Annotated in this window: 14 protein-coding genes; 12 read left to right on the forward strand and 2 right to left on the reverse strand. The window is 71.3% G+C overall.

All coding sequences use genetic code 11. From position 1 onward, the window contains the following. From BU198_RS17020 to BU198_RS17075, 12 genes are all read left to right on the forward strand, one after another. Window positions 1-1,023 (forward strand): molybdopterin-dependent oxidoreductase (locus tag BU198_RS17020; protein WP_188297701.1); only part of this gene is annotated, 1,023 nt, incomplete at its 5' end. After that, entirely contained in the window at window positions 1,020-2,351 is a 1,332-nt protein-coding gene (nuoH, locus tag BU198_RS17025) for an NADH-quinone oxidoreductase subunit NuoH (protein ID WP_188297702.1), read from the forward strand. The genes BU198_RS17020 and nuoH, both read left to right, overlap by 4 nt. Window positions 2,352-2,357: 6 nt before the next feature. Then, the gene (nuoI, locus tag BU198_RS17030) at window positions 2,358-2,966 is read left to right on the forward strand and encodes an NADH-quinone oxidoreductase subunit NuoI (RefSeq protein ID WP_188297703.1); all 609 of its coding nucleotides are present in this window, start codon (window positions 2,358-2,360) and stop codon (window positions 2,964-2,966) included. Beyond that, on the forward strand, window positions 2,966-3,910 hold the full coding sequence (locus BU198_RS17035; RefSeq protein ID WP_188297712.1) for an NADH-quinone oxidoreductase subunit J: 945 nt from the start codon (window positions 2,966-2,968) through the stop codon (window positions 3,908-3,910). The genes nuoI and BU198_RS17035 overlap by 1 nt, the downstream gene beginning before the upstream one ends. Beyond that, entirely contained in the window at window positions 3,907-4,206 is a 300-nt protein-coding gene (gene nuoK / locus BU198_RS17040; protein WP_035798594.1) for an NADH-quinone oxidoreductase subunit NuoK, read from the forward strand. The genes BU198_RS17035 and nuoK overlap by 4 nt, the downstream gene beginning before the upstream one ends. Window positions 4,207-4,220: 14 nt before the next feature. Next, the gene (gene nuoL, locus BU198_RS17045) at window positions 4,221-6,134 is read left to right on the forward strand and encodes an NADH-quinone oxidoreductase subunit L (protein ID WP_188297704.1); all 1,914 of its coding nucleotides are present in this window, start codon (window positions 4,221-4,223) and stop codon (window positions 6,132-6,134) included. 34 nt (window positions 6,135-6,168) lie between these two features. Further along, complete coding sequence (locus BU198_RS17050) at window positions 6,169-7,812, forward strand: NADH-quinone oxidoreductase subunit M (RefSeq protein WP_188297705.1); 1,644 nt, start codon at window positions 6,169-6,171, stop codon at window positions 7,810-7,812. Then, a complete protein-coding gene (nuoN, locus tag BU198_RS17055) occupies window positions 7,809-9,446 on the forward strand; it encodes an NADH-quinone oxidoreductase subunit NuoN (RefSeq protein WP_188297706.1) in 1,638 nt (545 codons plus the stop codon). The genes BU198_RS17050 and nuoN overlap by 4 nt, the downstream gene beginning before the upstream one ends. A gap of 311 nt (window positions 9,447-9,757) precedes the next feature. Next, on the forward strand, window positions 9,758-10,768 hold the full coding sequence (locus BU198_RS17060; protein ID WP_188297707.1) for a polyprenyl synthetase family protein: 1,011 nt from the start codon (window positions 9,758-9,760) through the stop codon (window positions 10,766-10,768). 122 nt (window positions 10,769-10,890) lie between these two features. Continuing rightward, entirely contained in the window at window positions 10,891-11,553 is a 663-nt protein-coding gene (locus BU198_RS17065; RefSeq protein WP_188297708.1) for a response regulator transcription factor, read from the forward strand. 479 nt (window positions 11,554-12,032) lie between these two features. Continuing rightward, entirely contained in the window at window positions 12,033-13,901 is a 1,869-nt protein-coding gene (locus BU198_RS17070; RefSeq protein WP_317620163.1) for a 2-oxoacid:acceptor oxidoreductase subunit alpha, read from the forward strand. Then, a complete protein-coding gene (locus BU198_RS17075) occupies window positions 13,898-14,962 on the forward strand; it encodes a 2-oxoacid:ferredoxin oxidoreductase subunit beta (protein ID WP_188297710.1) in 1,065 nt (354 codons plus the stop codon). The genes BU198_RS17070 and BU198_RS17075 overlap by 4 nt, the downstream gene beginning before the upstream one ends. A 99-nt stretch (window positions 14,963-15,061) precedes the next feature. Here BU198_RS17075 and BU198_RS17080 read toward each other — a convergent pair whose 3' ends face one another. Continuing rightward, entirely contained in the window at window positions 15,062-16,699 is a 1,638-nt protein-coding gene (locus BU198_RS17080; protein ID WP_188297711.1) for an LCP family protein, read from the reverse strand. Then, the coding region (locus tag BU198_RS17085; RefSeq protein ID WP_317620164.1) for a DUF6542 domain-containing protein at window positions 16,692-17,025 on the reverse strand (334 nt) is incomplete at its 5' end. The genes BU198_RS17080 and BU198_RS17085, both read right to left, overlap by 8 nt.

Genomic DNA, 17,025 nt, shown 5'->3' on the forward strand with positions numbered 1-17,025 from the left:
CTCTACGACCTCGGCTACGGGGCGCCGGTGCGCCTGCGGACCGGGGACCTGCCGGACTTCTACAACGTCATCCTGCCGTACTCGGGGGGCGGCCTGGTCGTCACCAACGGGGCGGAGCTGCCGTCCGGTCCTGGCCGGGCCACCGACGGGATCCTGGCGGCGGCCGCGGCGGGCGAGCTGGACGCGCTGCTGGTCGGCGGCGTGGACCCGGACGACCTGCCGGATCCGGCGCTGGCCGACGTGGCGCTGGCGGCGGTGCCGTTCCTGGTGTCGCTGGAGCTGCGCCCCTCGGCGGTGACGGCCCGCGCGGACGTGGTGCTGCCGGTCGCCGCGGTGGCGGAGAAGGCGGGCACCTTCCTGGACTGGGAGGGCCGGGTGCGGATGTTCGAGGCCGCGCTCAAGCCGGACCAGCAGATGGGCCGTCACCTCCAGTCGGACCTGCGGGTGCTGAGCATGCTGGCGGACGCGCTCGGGCAGCGGCTGGGCCTGCCGGACGTCCGGGCGGCCCGGCTGGAGCTGGACCGGTTCGCCCCCTGGGAGGGCGACCGCACGGCCGGCCCGGCGACGCACCCGGGTGTGCTGCCCCGGCCCGCCGCCGGCCAGGCGGTGCTGGCGGGTTGGCGCCTGCTGCTGGACAACGGCGTGCTCCAGCAGGGGGACCCGCACCTCGCGGGCACCCGGCACCGGGCGGTGGCCCGGATCTCGGCGGAGACGGCGAAGGAGCTCGGCGCCGAGACGGCCGCCGCGCTGCGGCTGACCGGCCCCGCGGGGTCGCTGACCCTGCCGCTGGAGATCACCGGCACGGTCCCGGACCGCACGGTCTGGATCCCGCTCGACTCCACACCGGGCGGCGCCCACCGCGCGCTCGGCACCACCGTCGGCCACCTGGTCACGATCGCCGCGGCCGAAGCCGAAGCCGAGGCCGCGGTCGAAGCCAGGCCCGAGCCCGGACCCGAGCCCGAACCCGGGGCGACCACGGACGGAACCGCCGGCGAGACCGCGGGCGAAGGGGAGGACCGATGACTCCGCAGCCGTACGAGACGCTCCACTTCTTCGGGCAGGACCCGTGGTGGCTGGTGCTGCTGAAGGCGGTGTTCTGCTTCGCCTTCCTCGTCCTGACGGTGCTGATCGCGATCGTCTGGGAGCGCAAGGTGGTGGCCTGGATGCAGCTGCGCATCGGCCCCAACCGGCACGGCCCCTGGGGCCTGCTGCAGTCGCTGGCGGACGGCGTGAAGCTGGCGCTGAAGGAAGACCTGGTGGTCAAGGGCTCGGACAAGGTGGTCTACATCCTGGCCCCGATCGTCTGCGCCATCCCCGCGTTCATGGCCTTCGCGGTGATCCCGTTCGGCCCGGCCGGCAACGAGGTGTCGGTCTTCGGCACCCGCACCCCGCTCCAGCTGACCGACTTCCCGGTGGCGCTGCTGTACGTCCTGGCGACGGCCTCGGTGGGCATCTACGGCATCGTGCTGGCCGGCTGGTCCTCGGGTTCGACGTATCCGCTGCTCGGCGGGCTGCGCTCGGCCGCGCAGATGGTCAGCTACGAGATCGCGATGGGCCTGTCCTTCGCGGCGGTGTTCATCTACTCGGGTTCGATGTCGACCTCGGAGATCGTGGCGCACCAGCAGCCGACCTGGTTCGCTGCACTGCTGCCGGTGTCGTTCATCGTGTACGTCATCGCGATGGTCGGCGAGACGAACCGGGCGCCGTTCGACCTGCCGGAGGCCGAGGGCGAGCTGGTCGGCGGCTTCAACACCGAGTACTCCTCGCTGAAGTTCGCGATGTTCATGCTGGCCGAGTACGTGAACATGGTGACGGTCTCGGCGGTGGCCTCGACCCTCTTCCTGGGCGGCTGGCGGGCCCCGTGGCCGGTGTCGACGTTCTGGGAGGGCGCCAACCACGGCTGGTGGCCGATGCTGTGGATCACGCTGAAGATCCAGCTGCTGCTGTTCCTCTTCATCTGGCTGCGCGGCACGCTGCCCCGGTTCCGCTACGACCAGTTCATGAAGCTGGGCTGGAAGGTGCTGATCCCGGTCTCGCTGGTGTGGCTGGTGCTGATCGCGAGCGTGCGGGCGCTGCGCAACGAGGGCTACGGCTTCGGCCAGGTGGTGCTGTACGTGGGTGCCCCGGTCGGGGTGGTGCTGCTGCTGGCGCTGCTGCGGGACTTCCTGAAGAAGGAGCCCGAGCCCGGCGAAGTCACCCCGCCCAAGGGTGAGTTCGACCCGATGGCGGGCGGCTACCCGGTCCCGCCGCTGCCCGGTCAGGCGCTCCCGCCGGTGCCGCGCAGGCGCAGCCGCGCCCCGAAGCAACTCCAGGACGCCCTCAACGGGGCCGACAAATCCGAAGGGAGCTGAACCGAGATGTCCGACCAGTCCGATCGTACGGACCGACCCGAGCGGGCCGACCGTCCGTCGATCCTCGGCCCGGCCGCCGGCTTCGGCGTGACCTTCAAGGCCATGTTCAAGAAGCGGCTCACCGAGCAGTACCCGGAGCAGAAGAAGCCCACCGCTCCGCGCTTCCACGGCCGCCACCAGCTGAACCGGCACCCGGACGGCCTGGAGAAGTGCGTCGGCTGCGAGCTGTGCGCGTGGGCCTGCCCGGCCGACGCGATCTACGTGGAGGGCGCCGACAACCGGGACGAGGAGCGCTACTCCCCGGGCGAGCGCTACGGCGCGGTCTACCAGATCAACTACGCCCGCTGCATCCTGTGCGGGCTGTGCATCGAGGCCTGCCCGACCAGGGCGCTGACCATGACCAACGAGTACGAGCTGGCCGACTCCTCCCGGCAGGACCTGATCTTCACCAAGGAGCAGCTGCTGGTGGGGCTGTCCGAGGGCATGGTCGACACCCCGCACGCGATCTTCCCCGGCACCGACGAGGGCGCGTACTACCGGGGCGAGATCACCGCGGCGGCGCCGGGGACGGTCCGGCAGGAGCGCACCGACCGGGACCGGGAGGTGCAGCAGTGATCGCGCGGCTGGCGGAAGCGACCGGGACGACCTCCACGGGTGAGGCCGTCCAGTTCTGGGTGCTTGCCGTGATCGCGGTGGGCGGTGCGCTCGGCATGGTGCTCATGCGCAAGGCCGTGCACAGCGCGCTCTGCCTGGCGGCCACCATGCTGGCGCTGGCGCTCTGCTACATGGCCCAGGGCGCGGTGTTCCTGGGCGTGGTGCAGATCGTGGTCTACACCGGCGCGATCATGATGCTGTTCCTGTTCGTGGTGATGCTGGTCGGCGTCACCAGCGAGGACTCCCTGAAGGAGCAGCTGAAGGGCCAGCGGTTCGCCGCGGCGGTGTGCGGGCTGGGCTTCGGCGTGCTGCTGATCGCCGGGATCGCCAACGCGAAGCTGAACCACTTCACCGGGCTGGCCGAGGCGAACGCCGAGGGCAACGTGCCCGGCCTGGCCCGGCTGATCTTCACCCGGTACGTCTGGGCCTTCGAGGTCACCGGCGCGCTGCTGATCACCGCGGCGATCGGCGCGATGGTGCTGACCCACCGGGAGCACGTGAAGGCGCCGAAGACGCAGCGCGAGCTGGCGGATCAGCGGGTCAGGGACAACATCCAGGTGCCGCCGATGCCGGCGCCGGGTGTGTACGCGCGGCACAACGCGGTGGACGTCCCGGCGCTGCTGCCGGACGGCACCGTCGCCGAGGACTCGGTGATGGCGACGCTGCGCGAGCGCGGCCAGGTCAGGGACGTCAGCCAGGCGATGCTGCAACGGATGGCGGAGCTGGAGAACTCCACGGCGGACTGGCTGGGCCGTCCGTCCTCGGAGCGTCCGGCGGTGGCCGTCCCGCGCAAGTCGCTGGAGCCGGTGTCCGTGCCGGCGGACGGCGGACCCGTTCCGGCGAACGGTGAGCCGGTGCCGGCGAACAACGTGAACCACCCGGCCGGCGAGGAGGGCGCGGAGTGAACCCGGTCAACTACCTCTACCTGGCGGCCCTGTTGTTCACCATCGGTGCGTCCGGGGTGCTGATCCGGCGCAACGCGATCGTGCTGTTCATGTGCGTGGAGCTGATGCTGAACGCCTCGAACCTCGCCCTGGTGACCTTCTCCCGGCTGCACGGGAACCTGGACGGCCAGATCATCGCGTTCTTCACGATGGTGGTCGCGGCGGCCGAGGTCGTGGTCGGCCTCGCCATCATCGTCTCCATCTTCCGGACCAGGCACTCCGCTTCGGTCGACGACAGCAACCTGATGAAGCTGTAGGCGGAGGGCCCTCGGTGAACTCTCTCATTCCGCTGCTGGTGGTGGCTCCACTGGCCGGCGCCGCCCTGCTGCTGCTCGGCGGCCGGGCGCTGGACCGGTTCGGCCACTGGCTGGCCACCGGCCTCGCGGCGCTCTCGTTCGGCTTCGGCCTGGTCCTGTTCTCCGGCATGCTCGGCCGCGAGGCCGAGCACCGGGCGGTCACCACGCACCTGTTCAGCTGGATCCCGGTGAACGGCTTCCAGGCCGACGTCGCGTTCCGGCTCGACCAGCTGTCGATGACCTTCGTCCTGCTGATCACCGGTGTCGGCACGCTGATCCACCTCTACTCGGTCGGCTACATGGCGCACGACGAGCGCCGGCGCCGGTTCTTCGCGTACCTGAACCTGTTCCTGGCCGCCATGCTGCTGCTGGTGGTCGCGGACAACTACCTGCTGCTGTACTTCGGCTGGGAGGGCGTGGGCCTGGCCTCGTACCTCCTGATCGGCTTCTGGCAGCACAAGCCGAGCGCGGCGACGGCGGCGAAGAAGGCCTTCCTCGTCAACCGGGTCGGCGACCTGGGCCTGTCCATCGCGATCATGCTGATGTTCGCCGAGTTCGGCTCCTTCGCCTTCGGGTCGGTCCTCGGCTCGGACGGCACGGCCGGGGCGGTGGCGCAGGCGAGCGAGGGCAAGCTGACCGCGATCGGCCTGATGCTGCTGCTGGCGGCCTGCGGCAAGTCGGCGCAGGTGCCGTTGCAGTCCTGGCTCGGGGACGCGATGGAGGGCCCGACCCCGGTGTCGGCGCTGATCCACGCGGCCACCATGGTGACGGCGGGCGTCTACCTGATCACCCGCTCCGCCGCGGTCTTCGACCTGGCTCCGGACGCCCAGACCGCCGTGGTGGTGGTCGGCGCGGTCACGCTGCTGTTCGGTGCGGTCGTCGGTTGCGCCAAGGACGACATCAAGAAGGCGCTGGCCGGCTCGACCATGTCGCAGATCGGCTACATGGTGCTGGCGGCCGGGCTCGGCCCGATCGGCTACGCCTTCGCGATCATGCACCTGGTGACCCACGGCTTCTTCAAGGCCGGGCTGTTCCTCGGCGCCGGGTCGGTCATGCACGGCATGAACGACGAGGTGAACATGCGTCACTACGGCGGCCTGCGCAAGTACATGCCGGTCACCTTCGTCACCTTCGGCCTCGGCTACCTGGCGATCATCGGCTTCCCCGGCCTGTCCGGCTTCTTCTCCAAGGACAAGATCATCGAGGCGGCCTTCGCCAAGGGCGGCACCGAGGGCTGGATCCTGGGCATGTGCGCGCTGGTCGGCGCGGCGGTCACCGCGTTCTACATGACCCGGGTGATGGTGCTGACCTTCTTCGGTGAGAAGCGCTGGCAGTCCGACGCCCATGGCAACACCCCCCACCCGCACGAGTCGCCGAGGACCATGACGATCCCGATGGTCCTGCTGGCCGTCGGCTCGGTCTTCGCGGGCGGGCTGTTCGCCTTCAACGACTCCTTCCTGAAGTGGCTGGAGCCGGTCACCGGGCACGAGGAGGGCAACTCCCCGCTCGCCCCGCTGACCGTCACTCTGCTGACCACGGGCTGCATGCTGGCCGGCGTCGGCCTGGCGTACCTGATGTACGGGCGCTCGCCGGTCCCGGTGGTGCCGCCGGTGGGCTCCCCGCTCACCCGGGCCGCCCGCCGCGACCTGCTGCAGGACGACTTCAACCACGCGGTGCTGGTGCGGCCGGGGTCGGCGCTCACCGCGACGCTGGTGTTCTTCGACAGCCGCGGCCTGGACGGCGTGGTCAACGGCCTGGCCGCCGCGATCGGCGGCCTGTCCGGCCGGCTGCGGCGGGTCCAGACCGGCTTCGTCCGTTCGTACGCGCTCTCCATGTTCGGCGGCACGCTGGTGCTGGTCGCCATGACTCTCCTGATGAGGTCCGTCTGATGACTCGTCCTGATATGCGTTGGGAGGTCAGGCCATGGGCGCTCTTCTGACCGCCACCTGTGCCGTCCCCGCGGTCGGCGCGGTGCTGACCGCAGCCCTGCCCGCCGGGTCCTCCGAGAGCCGGCGCAGGACCACCAAGGTCGTCGCGCTGGGCGCCTCGGGCGTCACCCTGGTGCTGGCCGCCGTGGTGGCGGCCAGGTTCGACCCGCACGGCGCCCGCTTCCAGCTGAACGAGTCGTACAGCTGGATCCGGTCCTTCGGCGTCACCTTCTCGCTCGGCGTGGACGGCATCGGCGCGGTGCTCGCCCTGCTCACCGCGGTGCTGGTGCCGATGGTGATCCTCGCCTCCTGGCACGACGCCGACCCGCCCGCCGCCGGGGGAGGGGGGCCCGGCCAGGCCGGGCCGGACGGCACCTTCGAGAACAGCCGCCGCACCCAGGCCTTCTTCGCCCTGATCCTGGCGGTGGAGGCGATGGTGGTCGTCTCCTTCTACGCCACCGACGTCTTCGTGTTCTACGTGTTCTTCGAAGCCATGCTGATCCCGATGTACTTCCTGATCGGCGGCTTCGGCGACCGGGCCGGCGGCCCCGAGTCGGCACGTCAGCGCTCCTACGCGGCCGTGAAGTTCCTCCTCTACAACCTGCTCGGCGGCCTGGTGATGCTGGCCGCCGTGATCGGCCTGTACGTGATCGCGCAGGAGCAGGGGTTCGCCACCTTCGACCTGCCGACCCTCACCTCGGCGATCGCGGACGGCCGGCTCCAGCTGTCCGGCGCCGCCGAGAAGGCGCTGTTCCTGGGCTTCTTCTTCGCCTTCGCGGTGAAGGCCCCGCTGTGGCCGCTGCACACCTGGCTGCCGAACGCGATGGGGGAGTCCACCGCCGGCACCGCCGTGCTGATCACCGCGGTGGTGGACAAGGTCGGCACCTTCGCGATGCTGCGCTTCTGCCTCGGGCTGTTCCCGGACGCCTCGAAGACCTTCGCCCCGGCGATCCTGGTCCTGGCGCTGATCGGGATCGTCTACGGCGCGCTGCTGGCGATCGGCCAGAAGGACATCAAGCGCCTGGTGGCGTACGCCTCGATCTCGCACTTCGGCTTCATCATCATGGGCATCTTCGCCCTGACCAGCCAGGGCCAGAGCGGTGCCACCCTGTACATGGTCAACCACGGGCTGTCCACGGCGGCGTGGATGCTGGTGGCCGGCTTCCTGATCTCCCGCCGCGGCTCGCGGCTGATCGCCGACTACGGCGGCGTGCAGAAGGTCGCCCCGGTGCTCGCCGGGACGTTCCTGATCGGCAGCCTGGCCACCCTGTCGCTGCCCGGGCTCGCCCCGTTCGTCAGCGAGTTCCTGGTGCTGGTGGGCACCTTCACCCGCTACCCGGTGATCGGCATCGTGGCCACCTCCGGCATCGTGCTGGCCGCCCTGTACGCCCTGCTGCTGTACCAGCGCACCATGACCGGCCCGGTGAAGGAGGGGGTGCGTTCGATTCCCGACCTCAAGGCCCGCGAACTCGCCGTGGTCGCCCCGCTGGTGGCGCTGACCATCCTGCTCGGCGTCTACCCCAAGCCGCTCACCGACCTGGTCGATCCCTCGGTGAACGCGACGCTCTCGCAGGTGCACGAGACCGACCCGGCGCCGGCCCACCCGGTCGCCGCCACCTCAGGAGGTGAGCAGAAGTGAGCGCGACCGCAGTGCTCGCCGCCGTCGGCGGCAACACCCCCAGCATCCCGGCGCCGCACATCGAGTACGGCCGACTCTCCCCGATGCTCGTGGTGTTCGGCGTCGCCGTGGCCGGCATCCTGGTGGAGGCCTTCGTGCCCCGCCGGTACCGGCACTGGACCCAGGTGACGCTCGCCCTGACCGGGCTGGCCGGCGCCTTCGTGGCGGTGGTGGTGCTGGCCGTGCAGAGCGACGGCTTCACCCGGGTCGACCTGCTGGCCATGGAAGCGGTCGCGATGGACGGCCCCGCGCTGTTCCTCCAGGGCGTGATCCTGCTGGCCTCCGTGGTCGCGGTGCTCACCTACGCCGAGCGGAGGCTGGAGCCCAAGGCGGGCGGCCTGCCCGCCGACGCCTTCGCCGCCCAGGCCGCCGCCACCCCCGGCGGCGAGCAGGAGCGGGCGGCCGTCCGGGCCGGCTTCGCCACCACCGAGGTCTTCCCGCTCACCATGTTCGCGGTCGGCGGCATGCTGCTGTTCCCCGCCGCCAACGACCTGCTGACCATGTTCGTGGCGCTGGAGGTCTTCTCGCTGCCGCTGTACCTGCTGTGCGCGCTGGCCCGGCGCCGCAGGCTGCTCTCCCAGGAGGCGGCGCTCAAGTACTTCCTGCTCGGTGCCTTCGCCTCGGCGTTCTTCCTGTTCGGCACCGCGCTGCTGTACGGCTACGCGGGCAGCGTGCGGCTCGGCGACATCGGGGACGTCATCTCCGGCAAGGCGATGACCACCCCCGCGCAGCTGAGCACCACCCAGAGCGACGCGCTGGTGCTGACCGGTCTGGCGCTGCTGGCGGTCGGCCTGCTGTTCAAGGTCGCCGCGGTGCCCTTCCACTCCTGGACCCCGGACGTCTACCAGGGCGCGCCGACCCAGGTGACCGGCTTCATGGCGGCGGCCACCAAGGTCGCGGCCTTCGGCGCCTTCCTGCGGCTGTTCTACGTGGCCTTCCCCGCCCTGCGACTGGACTGGCGGCCGGTGATGTGGGGCGTGGCGATCCTCACCATGGTGGTGGGCGCGGTGCTCGCGGTGACCCAGCAGGACGTCAAGCGCCTGCTGGCGTACTCCTCGATCGCGCACGCCGGGTTCATCCTGACCGGCGTGATCGCCGTCAACAAGCAGGGCATCTCCTCGGTGCTGTTCTACCTGCTGGCGTACTCCTTCGTGACGCTCGGCGCGTTCGCCGTGGTCACCCTGGTGCGCGACTCCAAGGGCGAGGCGACCCACCTGTCCAGCTGGGCCGGGCTCGGGCGGCGCTCGCCGCTGCTGGCGGCGGTGTTCGCGCTGTTCCTGCTGGCCTTCGCCGGGATTCCGCTGACCTCCGGTTTCACCGGGAAGTTCGCGGTCTTCCAGGCCGCGGCCAGCGGTGGGGCGACCCCGCTGGTGGTCGTCGGTGTGCTGAGTTCGGCGGTGGCCGCCTTCTTCTACATCCGGGTCATCGTGCTGATGTTCTTCTCGGACCCGCAACCGGGCGGTCCCACGGTGGCGATCCCGAGCGCCTTCACGGCGACCGCGATCGGGGTGGGAGTGCTGGTCACCCTGGGGCTCGGACTGCTGCCGCAGTACTTCCTCGACCTCGCCTCGAAGGCCTCACTGTTCGTGCGCTGACCTTGTGCGTCCGCCATTCCCGACCAGGGCCCCGTCCGGGCCGCGCCCCGTCCGCGCGGCCCGGACGGCTCTTTGTCGGGAACCGGGGCCGGAGGCGTTCCGACGCCCTCCCGCCTTTATTTCCAGCCGAATTCGCCCCCACCGCCGTCCGGCCCGCGCAGCCGCCCTGACCAGGGCATCAAGCCCGATCATGACAGGATCCGCACGCCCGTGCAGTGATCCACTCGCGACCGGATACCCTGCCTGTATGGCCAGCGGCGGCACTCAGGGACCAGGCCGCTAGATCGACCAGGGACAGAGGAGTGGTCTTCGTGACCGTCGTGGAACCCTTCGGGCTCAGCGTGCAGGACCGCGACCTGACCCGGGACGTCCAGGCCGGACTGGACGCGGTGGAGGCGGCGCTCGGCGAGGCCGTCAAGAGCGACGTCCCGTTCATCACCGTCACCGCCAGCCACCTCCTCGAAGCCGGCGGCAAGCGCTTCCGCCCGCTGCTCCTGCTGCTGGCCGCCCAGTTCGGCGACCCGGGGGCGCCCGGCGTGGTGCCCGCGGCCGTGGTCGTCGAGCTGACCCACCTGGCCACGCTGTACCACGACGACGTCATGGACGAGGCGCCGGTGCGCCGGGGCGCCCCGAGCGCCAACTCCCGCTGGGACAACTCGGTCGCGATCCTCACCGGTGACTTCCTGTTCTCCCGCGCCTCCCAGGTGCTCGCCGACCTCGGCCCCGAGGCCGTGCGGATGCAGGCCGAGGCCTTCGAGCGGCTGGTCACCGGTCAGATCCTGGAGACCCGCGGCCCCGGCCAGGACATGGACCCGCTGCTGCACTACCTGGACGTCCTGGAGGGCAAGACCGGCTCGCTGATCGCCGTCTCCTGCCGGATAGGAGCGCTGATGGCCGGTGCCGAGCGCGAGCTGGTGGAGACCCTCGGCGAGTTCGGCGAGCGGATCGGCATCGCCTTCCAGCTGGCCGACGACGTGCTCGACATCGCCAGCGACGGCCACGAGTCCGGCAAGACCCCCGGCACCGACCTGCGCGAGGGCGTGCCGACCCTGCCGACCCTGCTGCTGCGGCAGATGCCCGCGGACCCGTCCGACCCGGACGACACCCGGCTGCGCGAGCTGCTCGACCAGGACCTCTCCGACGACGGCCTGCACGCCGAGGCGCTGCGACTGCTGCGCGCCCACCCCGCGCTGGAGCGCGCCCGCGCCGAGACCCTGCGTCGGGCCGAGGAGGCCAGGGCGCTGCTCGCCCCGCTGCCGGCCTGCCCGGCGAAGGCGGCCCTGGAGGGCCTCTGCGACGCGGTGGCGATCCGCACCATGTGAGTCGGGCGGGGTCGTTCCCGCCCCTTCGGGCCCGGTTCCGGTACGTCCGGGCCCGGGCCCGCGCCACACCCCCGGATGGGGGAGACTGGCTCCCGTCAGCACACGCCTGCGGGAAGGTCGCCATGCGTCGCGTCGTCATAGCCGAGGACTCCGTACTGCTGAGGGAGGGACTGACCCGGCTGCTCACCGACCGCGGCCTGGAGGTCGTCGCGGGAGTCGGGGACGGCGAGGCCCTGGTGAAGACCATCCACGACCTGGCCGCGGCCGACCAGCTGCCGGACGTCGTGGTCTCCGACGTGCGGATGCCCCCGACCCACACCGACGAGGGCCTGCGCGCCTGCGTCGAGCTGCGCGGCCGCTACCCGCAGCTGGGTGTGCTGGTGCTGTCGCAGTTCGTGGAGGAGCGCTACGCCTCGGAGCTGCTGGCCGGGTCCACCCGGGGCGTCGGCTACCTGCTCAAGGACCGGGTCGCCGAGGTGCGTGAGTTCGCCGACGCGGTGGTCCGGGTGGCCGAGGGCGGCACCGCGCTGGACCCCGAGGTGGTGCAGCAGCTCCTCAGCCGTAGCCGCAAGGGCGACGTTCTGGCCAATCTCACGCCGCGCGAGCGCGAGGTGCTCGGACTGATGGCGGAGGGCCGCACCAACGCCGCGGTGGCCAGGCAGCTGGTGGTCTCCGACGGTGCGGTGGAGAAGCACGTCAGCAACATCTTCCTCAAGCTCGGGCTCGCCCAGAGCTCGGAGGACCACCGTCGGGTGCTGGCCGTGCTCACCTACCTCAACTCCTGAGAAAATCCTCGCGCGGACCCCGGGAAACCCCTGACGCCGAGACCGCGTTGTCCGGGCCCCCGTCGCGACTTCCAAGGTCCGCGCCCCGACTCCCGAATCCGCGCCCCGGCGCGTGGGGCGCGGACCGGGGGCGCATCTCGGCCACGTGCTCGCGCCCGCCCACCGGAGCCGGAATGATCTCCCACAGGAGGGCGTTGACGCTCATGTGCGGTGCAGCCGCGGGCCGGTGAATTCACTGCCGTGGTTCCGGCCGCAGTCGTGTCGGCCCGCATAGGATGCGAGAGGTGCACCAGGCGGACGGGGCACGGGGCCGCGCCCGCGGTGGTGTGCCCACGAGGAGGTCCGCGGCAGTGACCAGTCAGGTCGATCAGTCAGAGGCAGTGGACGGCCCGGACGGCGACGAGGCCTGTTCCGGGAGCGGCGACGCACGGCCCGGCTCGGCCGTACCCGCCGGCCCTCCCGCACCGGGCGACCCACCCGTGAAGCCGGGCAAGCCCATCCGCAGACTCGATCGGGTGATCATCCGCTTCGCCGGGGACTCCGGTGACGGCATGCAGCTCACCGGTGACCGGTTCACCTCGGAGACGGCGTCCTTCGGCAACGACCTCTCCACGCTGCCGAACTTCCCGGCCGAGATCCGGGCCCCCGCCGGCACCCTGCCCGGCGTCTCGTCCTTCCAGCTGCACTTCGCCGACCACGACATCCTGACCCCGGGCGACGCCCCGAACGTGCTGGTCGCGATGAACCCGGCCGCGCTGAAGGCGAACCTGCCCGACCTGCCGCGCGGCGCCGAGATCATCGTCAACACCGACGAGTTCACCAAGCGCGCGCTGGCCAAGGTCGACTACCCGGCGGACCCGCTGACCGACGGTTCGCTGGACGGCTTCCACCTGCACAAGGTGCCGCTGACCACGCTGACCCTGGAGGCGCTCAAGGACAGCGGCCTGGCCCGCAAGGACGCCGAGCGGGCGAAGAACATGTTCGCCCTGGGCCTGCTGTCCTGGATGTACCACCGGCCCACGCACGGGACGGAGTCGTTCCTGCGCACCAAGTTCGCGAAGAAGCCGGAGATCGCCGAGGCCAACATCAGCGCCTTCAGGGCGGGCTGGAACTTCGGCGAGACCACGGAGTCCTTCGCGGTCTCCTACGAGGTGCCGCCGGCCAGGCTCCCGGCCGGGCGCTACCGCAACATCTCCGGCAACCTCGCGCTGTCCTACGGGCTGATCGCCGCCGGGCAGCGCTCCGGCCTGCCGCTGTACCTGGGCTCGTACCCGATCACCCCGGCCTCGGACATCCTGCACGAGCTGAGCAGGCACAAGAACTTCGGGGTCCGCACCTTCCAGGCCGAGGACGAGATCGCCGGCATCGGCGCGGCGCTCGGTGCGGCCTTCGGCGGGGCGCTCGGCGTGACCACCACCTCCGGCCCCGGCGTGGCGCTCAAGAGCGAGACGATCGGCCTGGCGGTCTCGCTCGAACTGCCGCTGCTGGTCGTGGACATCCAGCGCGGCGGCCCGTCCACCGGACTGCCGACCAAGACCGAGCAGGCCGACCTGCTCCAGGCGATGTTCGGCCGCAACGGCGAGGCCCCGGTGCCGATCGTCGCCCCGGCCACGCCCGCGGAGTGCTTCGACGCGGCGCTGGAGGCGGCCAGGATCGCGGTCACCTACCGCACCCCGGTCTTCCTGCTCTCGGACGGCTACCTGGCCAACGGCTCGGAGCCATGGCGGATCCCCGCGGTCGGCGAACTGCCGGAGATCGACCCGCAGTTCGCCACCGGACCGAACCGCGAGGACGGCGCCTTCTGGCCGTACCTGCGCGATCCGCGGACGCTGGCCAGGCCCTGGGCGGTGCCCGGCACGCCCGGCCTGGAGCACCGGATCGGCGGCATCGAGAAGCAGGACGGCACGGGCAACATCTCCTACGACCCGGCCAACCACGACTTCATGGTCCGCACCCGGCAGGCCAAGATCGACGGCATCACCGTGAAGCCGGTCGAGGTGGACGACCCGACCGGCGACGCCCGGGTGCTGGTGCTCGGCTGGGGCTCGACGTACGGGCCCATCACCGCCGCGGTGCGCCGGGTGCGCGCGGACGGCGGCGAGGTCGCCCAGGCGCACCTGCGCAACCTCAACCCGTTCCCGGCCAACCTGGGCTCGGTGCTGCGCAGTTACGAGAAGGTCATCGTGCCCGAGATGAACCTGGGGCAGCTGGCCCTGCTGCTGCGGGCGAAGTACCTGGTGGACGCCGAGTCCTACAACCAGGTGCGCGGACTGCCCTTCAAGGCGGCCCAGTTGGCGGACGTGCTGTCGGCCGCGATCGGCACCCTGGACGAGGAGGACCACCGATGAGCGAGCGAAGCGAGCACGCCTTCCCGTCCCTGCGGCTGGTGCCCAAGGCCGAAGGCCCGCAGAGCGCCCGGGACTTCAAGACCGACCAGGAGGTGCGCTGGTGCCCGGGCTGCGGGGACTACGCGATCCTGGCGGCGGTGCAGTCCTTCATGCCGGAGCTGGGCATCCGGCGCGAGAACACGGTGTTCGTCTCCGGCATCGGCTGCTCCTCGCGCTTCCCGTACTACATGAACACCTACGGGGTGCACTCGATCCACGGCCGGGCGCCGGCGATCGCGACCGGCCTGGCCACCGCGCGCCAGGACCTGAGCGTCTGGGTGGTGACCGGTGACGGCGACGCGCTGTCGATCGGCGGCAACCACCTGATCCACGCCCTGCGGCGGAACGTCAATCTGAAGATCCTGCTGTTCAACAACCGGATCTACGGCCTCACCAAGGGCCAGTACTCGCCCACCAGTGAGGTCGGCAAGATCACCAAGTCCACCCCGATGGGCTCGCTGGACGCGCCGTTCAACCCGCTGTCGCTGGCGATCGGCGCCGAGGCCACCTTCGTCGCGCGCACCATCGACTCCGACCGCCGGCACCTCCAGTCGGTGCTGCGGGCGGCCGCCGAGCACCGGGGCACGGCGCTGGTGGAGATCTACCAGAACTGCAACATCTTCAACGACGGCGCCTTCGAGGTGCTGAAGGAGCCCGGCAGCCGGGACGAGGCGCTGATCCGGCTCGAACACGGGCAGCCGATCCGGTTCGGCACCGACCTGGCGAACGGCGTCTTCCGCGGCCCCGGCGGTGAGTTGACCACCGCGCCGGTCACGGCGGCCAACGAGGCCGACGTCCTGGTCCACGACGCGCACGCGGCCGGCCCCGCCACCGCCTTCGCGCTCTCCAGGATCGCCGACGCCGACACCCTGCACCACACCCCGATCGGTGTGCTGCGCAGCGTCCAACGGCCGGTCTACGACGAGCTGATGGCAGACCAGCTGGCCACCGCCGTCGACCGGAGCGGCCCCGGCGACCTGGCCGGGCTGCTCGTCGGCGGCGACACCTGGACGGTCGACTGACCTTCCGGCGGAGCGAGCCGCGCCCCCTGTCCCGGCCGGGACAGGGGGCGCGGTCGTGGTTCGAGTGGTCCTGAGCGGGGCCCCGCAGGGAGCGGCGCGTCAGAAGACGCAGGGGATGCCGCCGTCGGACTCCGCGTCGACCATGGGGCCCTGCTGGGGCACGTTGGTGCCCGGATCGGCCGGGGCGCCGGTGGCGCCGGCGGCGGCGGACTTGTCGGCGGCGACGCCGGTGAAGGCGGTGCCGAGGGTGACGGTGACGTGGTCGGCGGCGGTGGAGGCGGATTCGGTGGCGGTCACGCCGTAGCGGGCGGCGATCTGGTCGGCCGCCTCCTTGGCGCCCTTGCCGTAGGTGACGGTGGTGGTCTTCGGCTTGGTGCCCGCCGGGCCGGTGCGGCCTTCCTTGAATCCCATGGCGGCCAGGGCCTTGGACTCGGCGGTGGAGGTGACGCCGGGGGCCGAGGAGGCGTTGAAGACGTCCACGGTGACGGCCTTGGCGGCTGCCGGGGGCGTGGTCGCGACCGGCTGGGCGGGCGCGGCGGTCGGGGTGGCGCCCTCGTCGGTCGGCGCCGGTGCCGGACTGGTGTCGGCGTAGCCGAAGAGCTGCTTGACGATCTTCTGGATCTGCGGCGGGCTGACGATGTTGACGTCCTGGCCGTTGACCTTCTTGAGGTCGGCGACCGGGAGGGTGCGGAACTCCGCGTTGCCGCCGGTGAGGTTGGGGGCCTGCTGGGCGAAGTCCAGGACGTTCCACTCGTTGTCGATGACGAGGTCCTTCTGCACGACGCCCATCAGCTCCTGCATCTTGCCGAGGTCGCCGAGGACGCCCTTCTGCTTCAGGTTGTGCACGACCGAGGAGATGAAGGCCTGCTGGCGGTGGGTGCGGGCGAAGTCGCTGTCGTTGCCGTCGCCGCCGTCGAGGTTGTGGCGCTGGCGGACGAAGGAGAGCGCCTGGGAGGCGTTGAGCTTGTTGATGCCCTTGTGGAAGTCGGCGCCGGAGCCCTGGCCCTCCATGGCCGGGTCCTTGGTGTCGTGGGTGAGGCAGACCTCGATCGGCTGGAGGGCCTTGGCGATGTCGTAGAAGCCCATCAGGTTGACCTCGGCGATGTGGTCGACGGGCTGGTCGAGGAACTTCTGCACGGTCTGGATGGTGGCCGCGCGTCCGGCGTCGCGTCCGGCCTTCTCCAGGTCGGCGCCCTTGAGTCCCTTGGCCTGGAGGGCCGGCGTGGCCTTGTCCTTGGCCTCGCCGTACGCCTCCTTGATCTTGCGCATGCCGGCCTGCTTGCCGTCGCCGCTGTAGGTCATGACGTAGTCGTCGCGGGGTATCGAGACGGCCTGCACTTTGCCGCCGTTGGCCGGGATGTGCAGCAGGATCAGGGAGTTGGTGTTGTAGCCGCCGATGTCGGAGCTGTGGCCGGCGTGCAGCTCGTCCTGGACGAACTCGGGCGGGAGGTCGGTGCCGTCCATGTTCTTGCGGCTGTCCAGGCCGATCAGCAGCAGGTTGACCGAGTTGTCCAGGTGCTTGGGCGCGTCCTTCTTGGTCTGGGCGATCGCGTTGGAGGTGGTCATGCCGTCGGTGAGCTGCTTGTACTCGTACCAGACCACCCCGCTGGCGGCGAACACCGCCAGGCCGACGGTGCAGGCCAGCACCCGGCTCGCGATCAGCAGCGGGGAGGGCCGGCGGCGTGCCGGCGCCGGGGCGGCACCTCCGGTCCGGTCGTCGGTCCGGTGCTCAGCCATGCTGCCTCCTCCGCGTCCGGACCAGCCGGACCGCGATCACGGTGACGGCCGCGGCGGCGGCCCCGGCCATCACGGGAAAGCCGTGCACCACCCACTTCGCGGCGCCGGTGGCCAGGCCCTTGCCCTGGTAGCGGTCGCGGTGGGCGGTCAGTTCGACGGCGGCCGTCGCGCCCAGGACGACCAGCGGCGAGGCGGCGAGCACCCACCACCAGCCGTTGCGGCCGCTCAGCGCCACCGCCAGGCCGGTGCCGAGCACCGCGGCCAGCGCGAAGACCGGGCCGCCGGTACCGGAGCCGGAGAGCTCGCCGGCGGCGGCGCCGGCGAGC

This window comes from Streptomyces sp. CBMA156 (assembly GCF_014596515.1).
Classification (GTDB): domain Bacteria; phylum Actinomycetota; class Actinomycetes; order Streptomycetales; family Streptomycetaceae; genus Kitasatospora.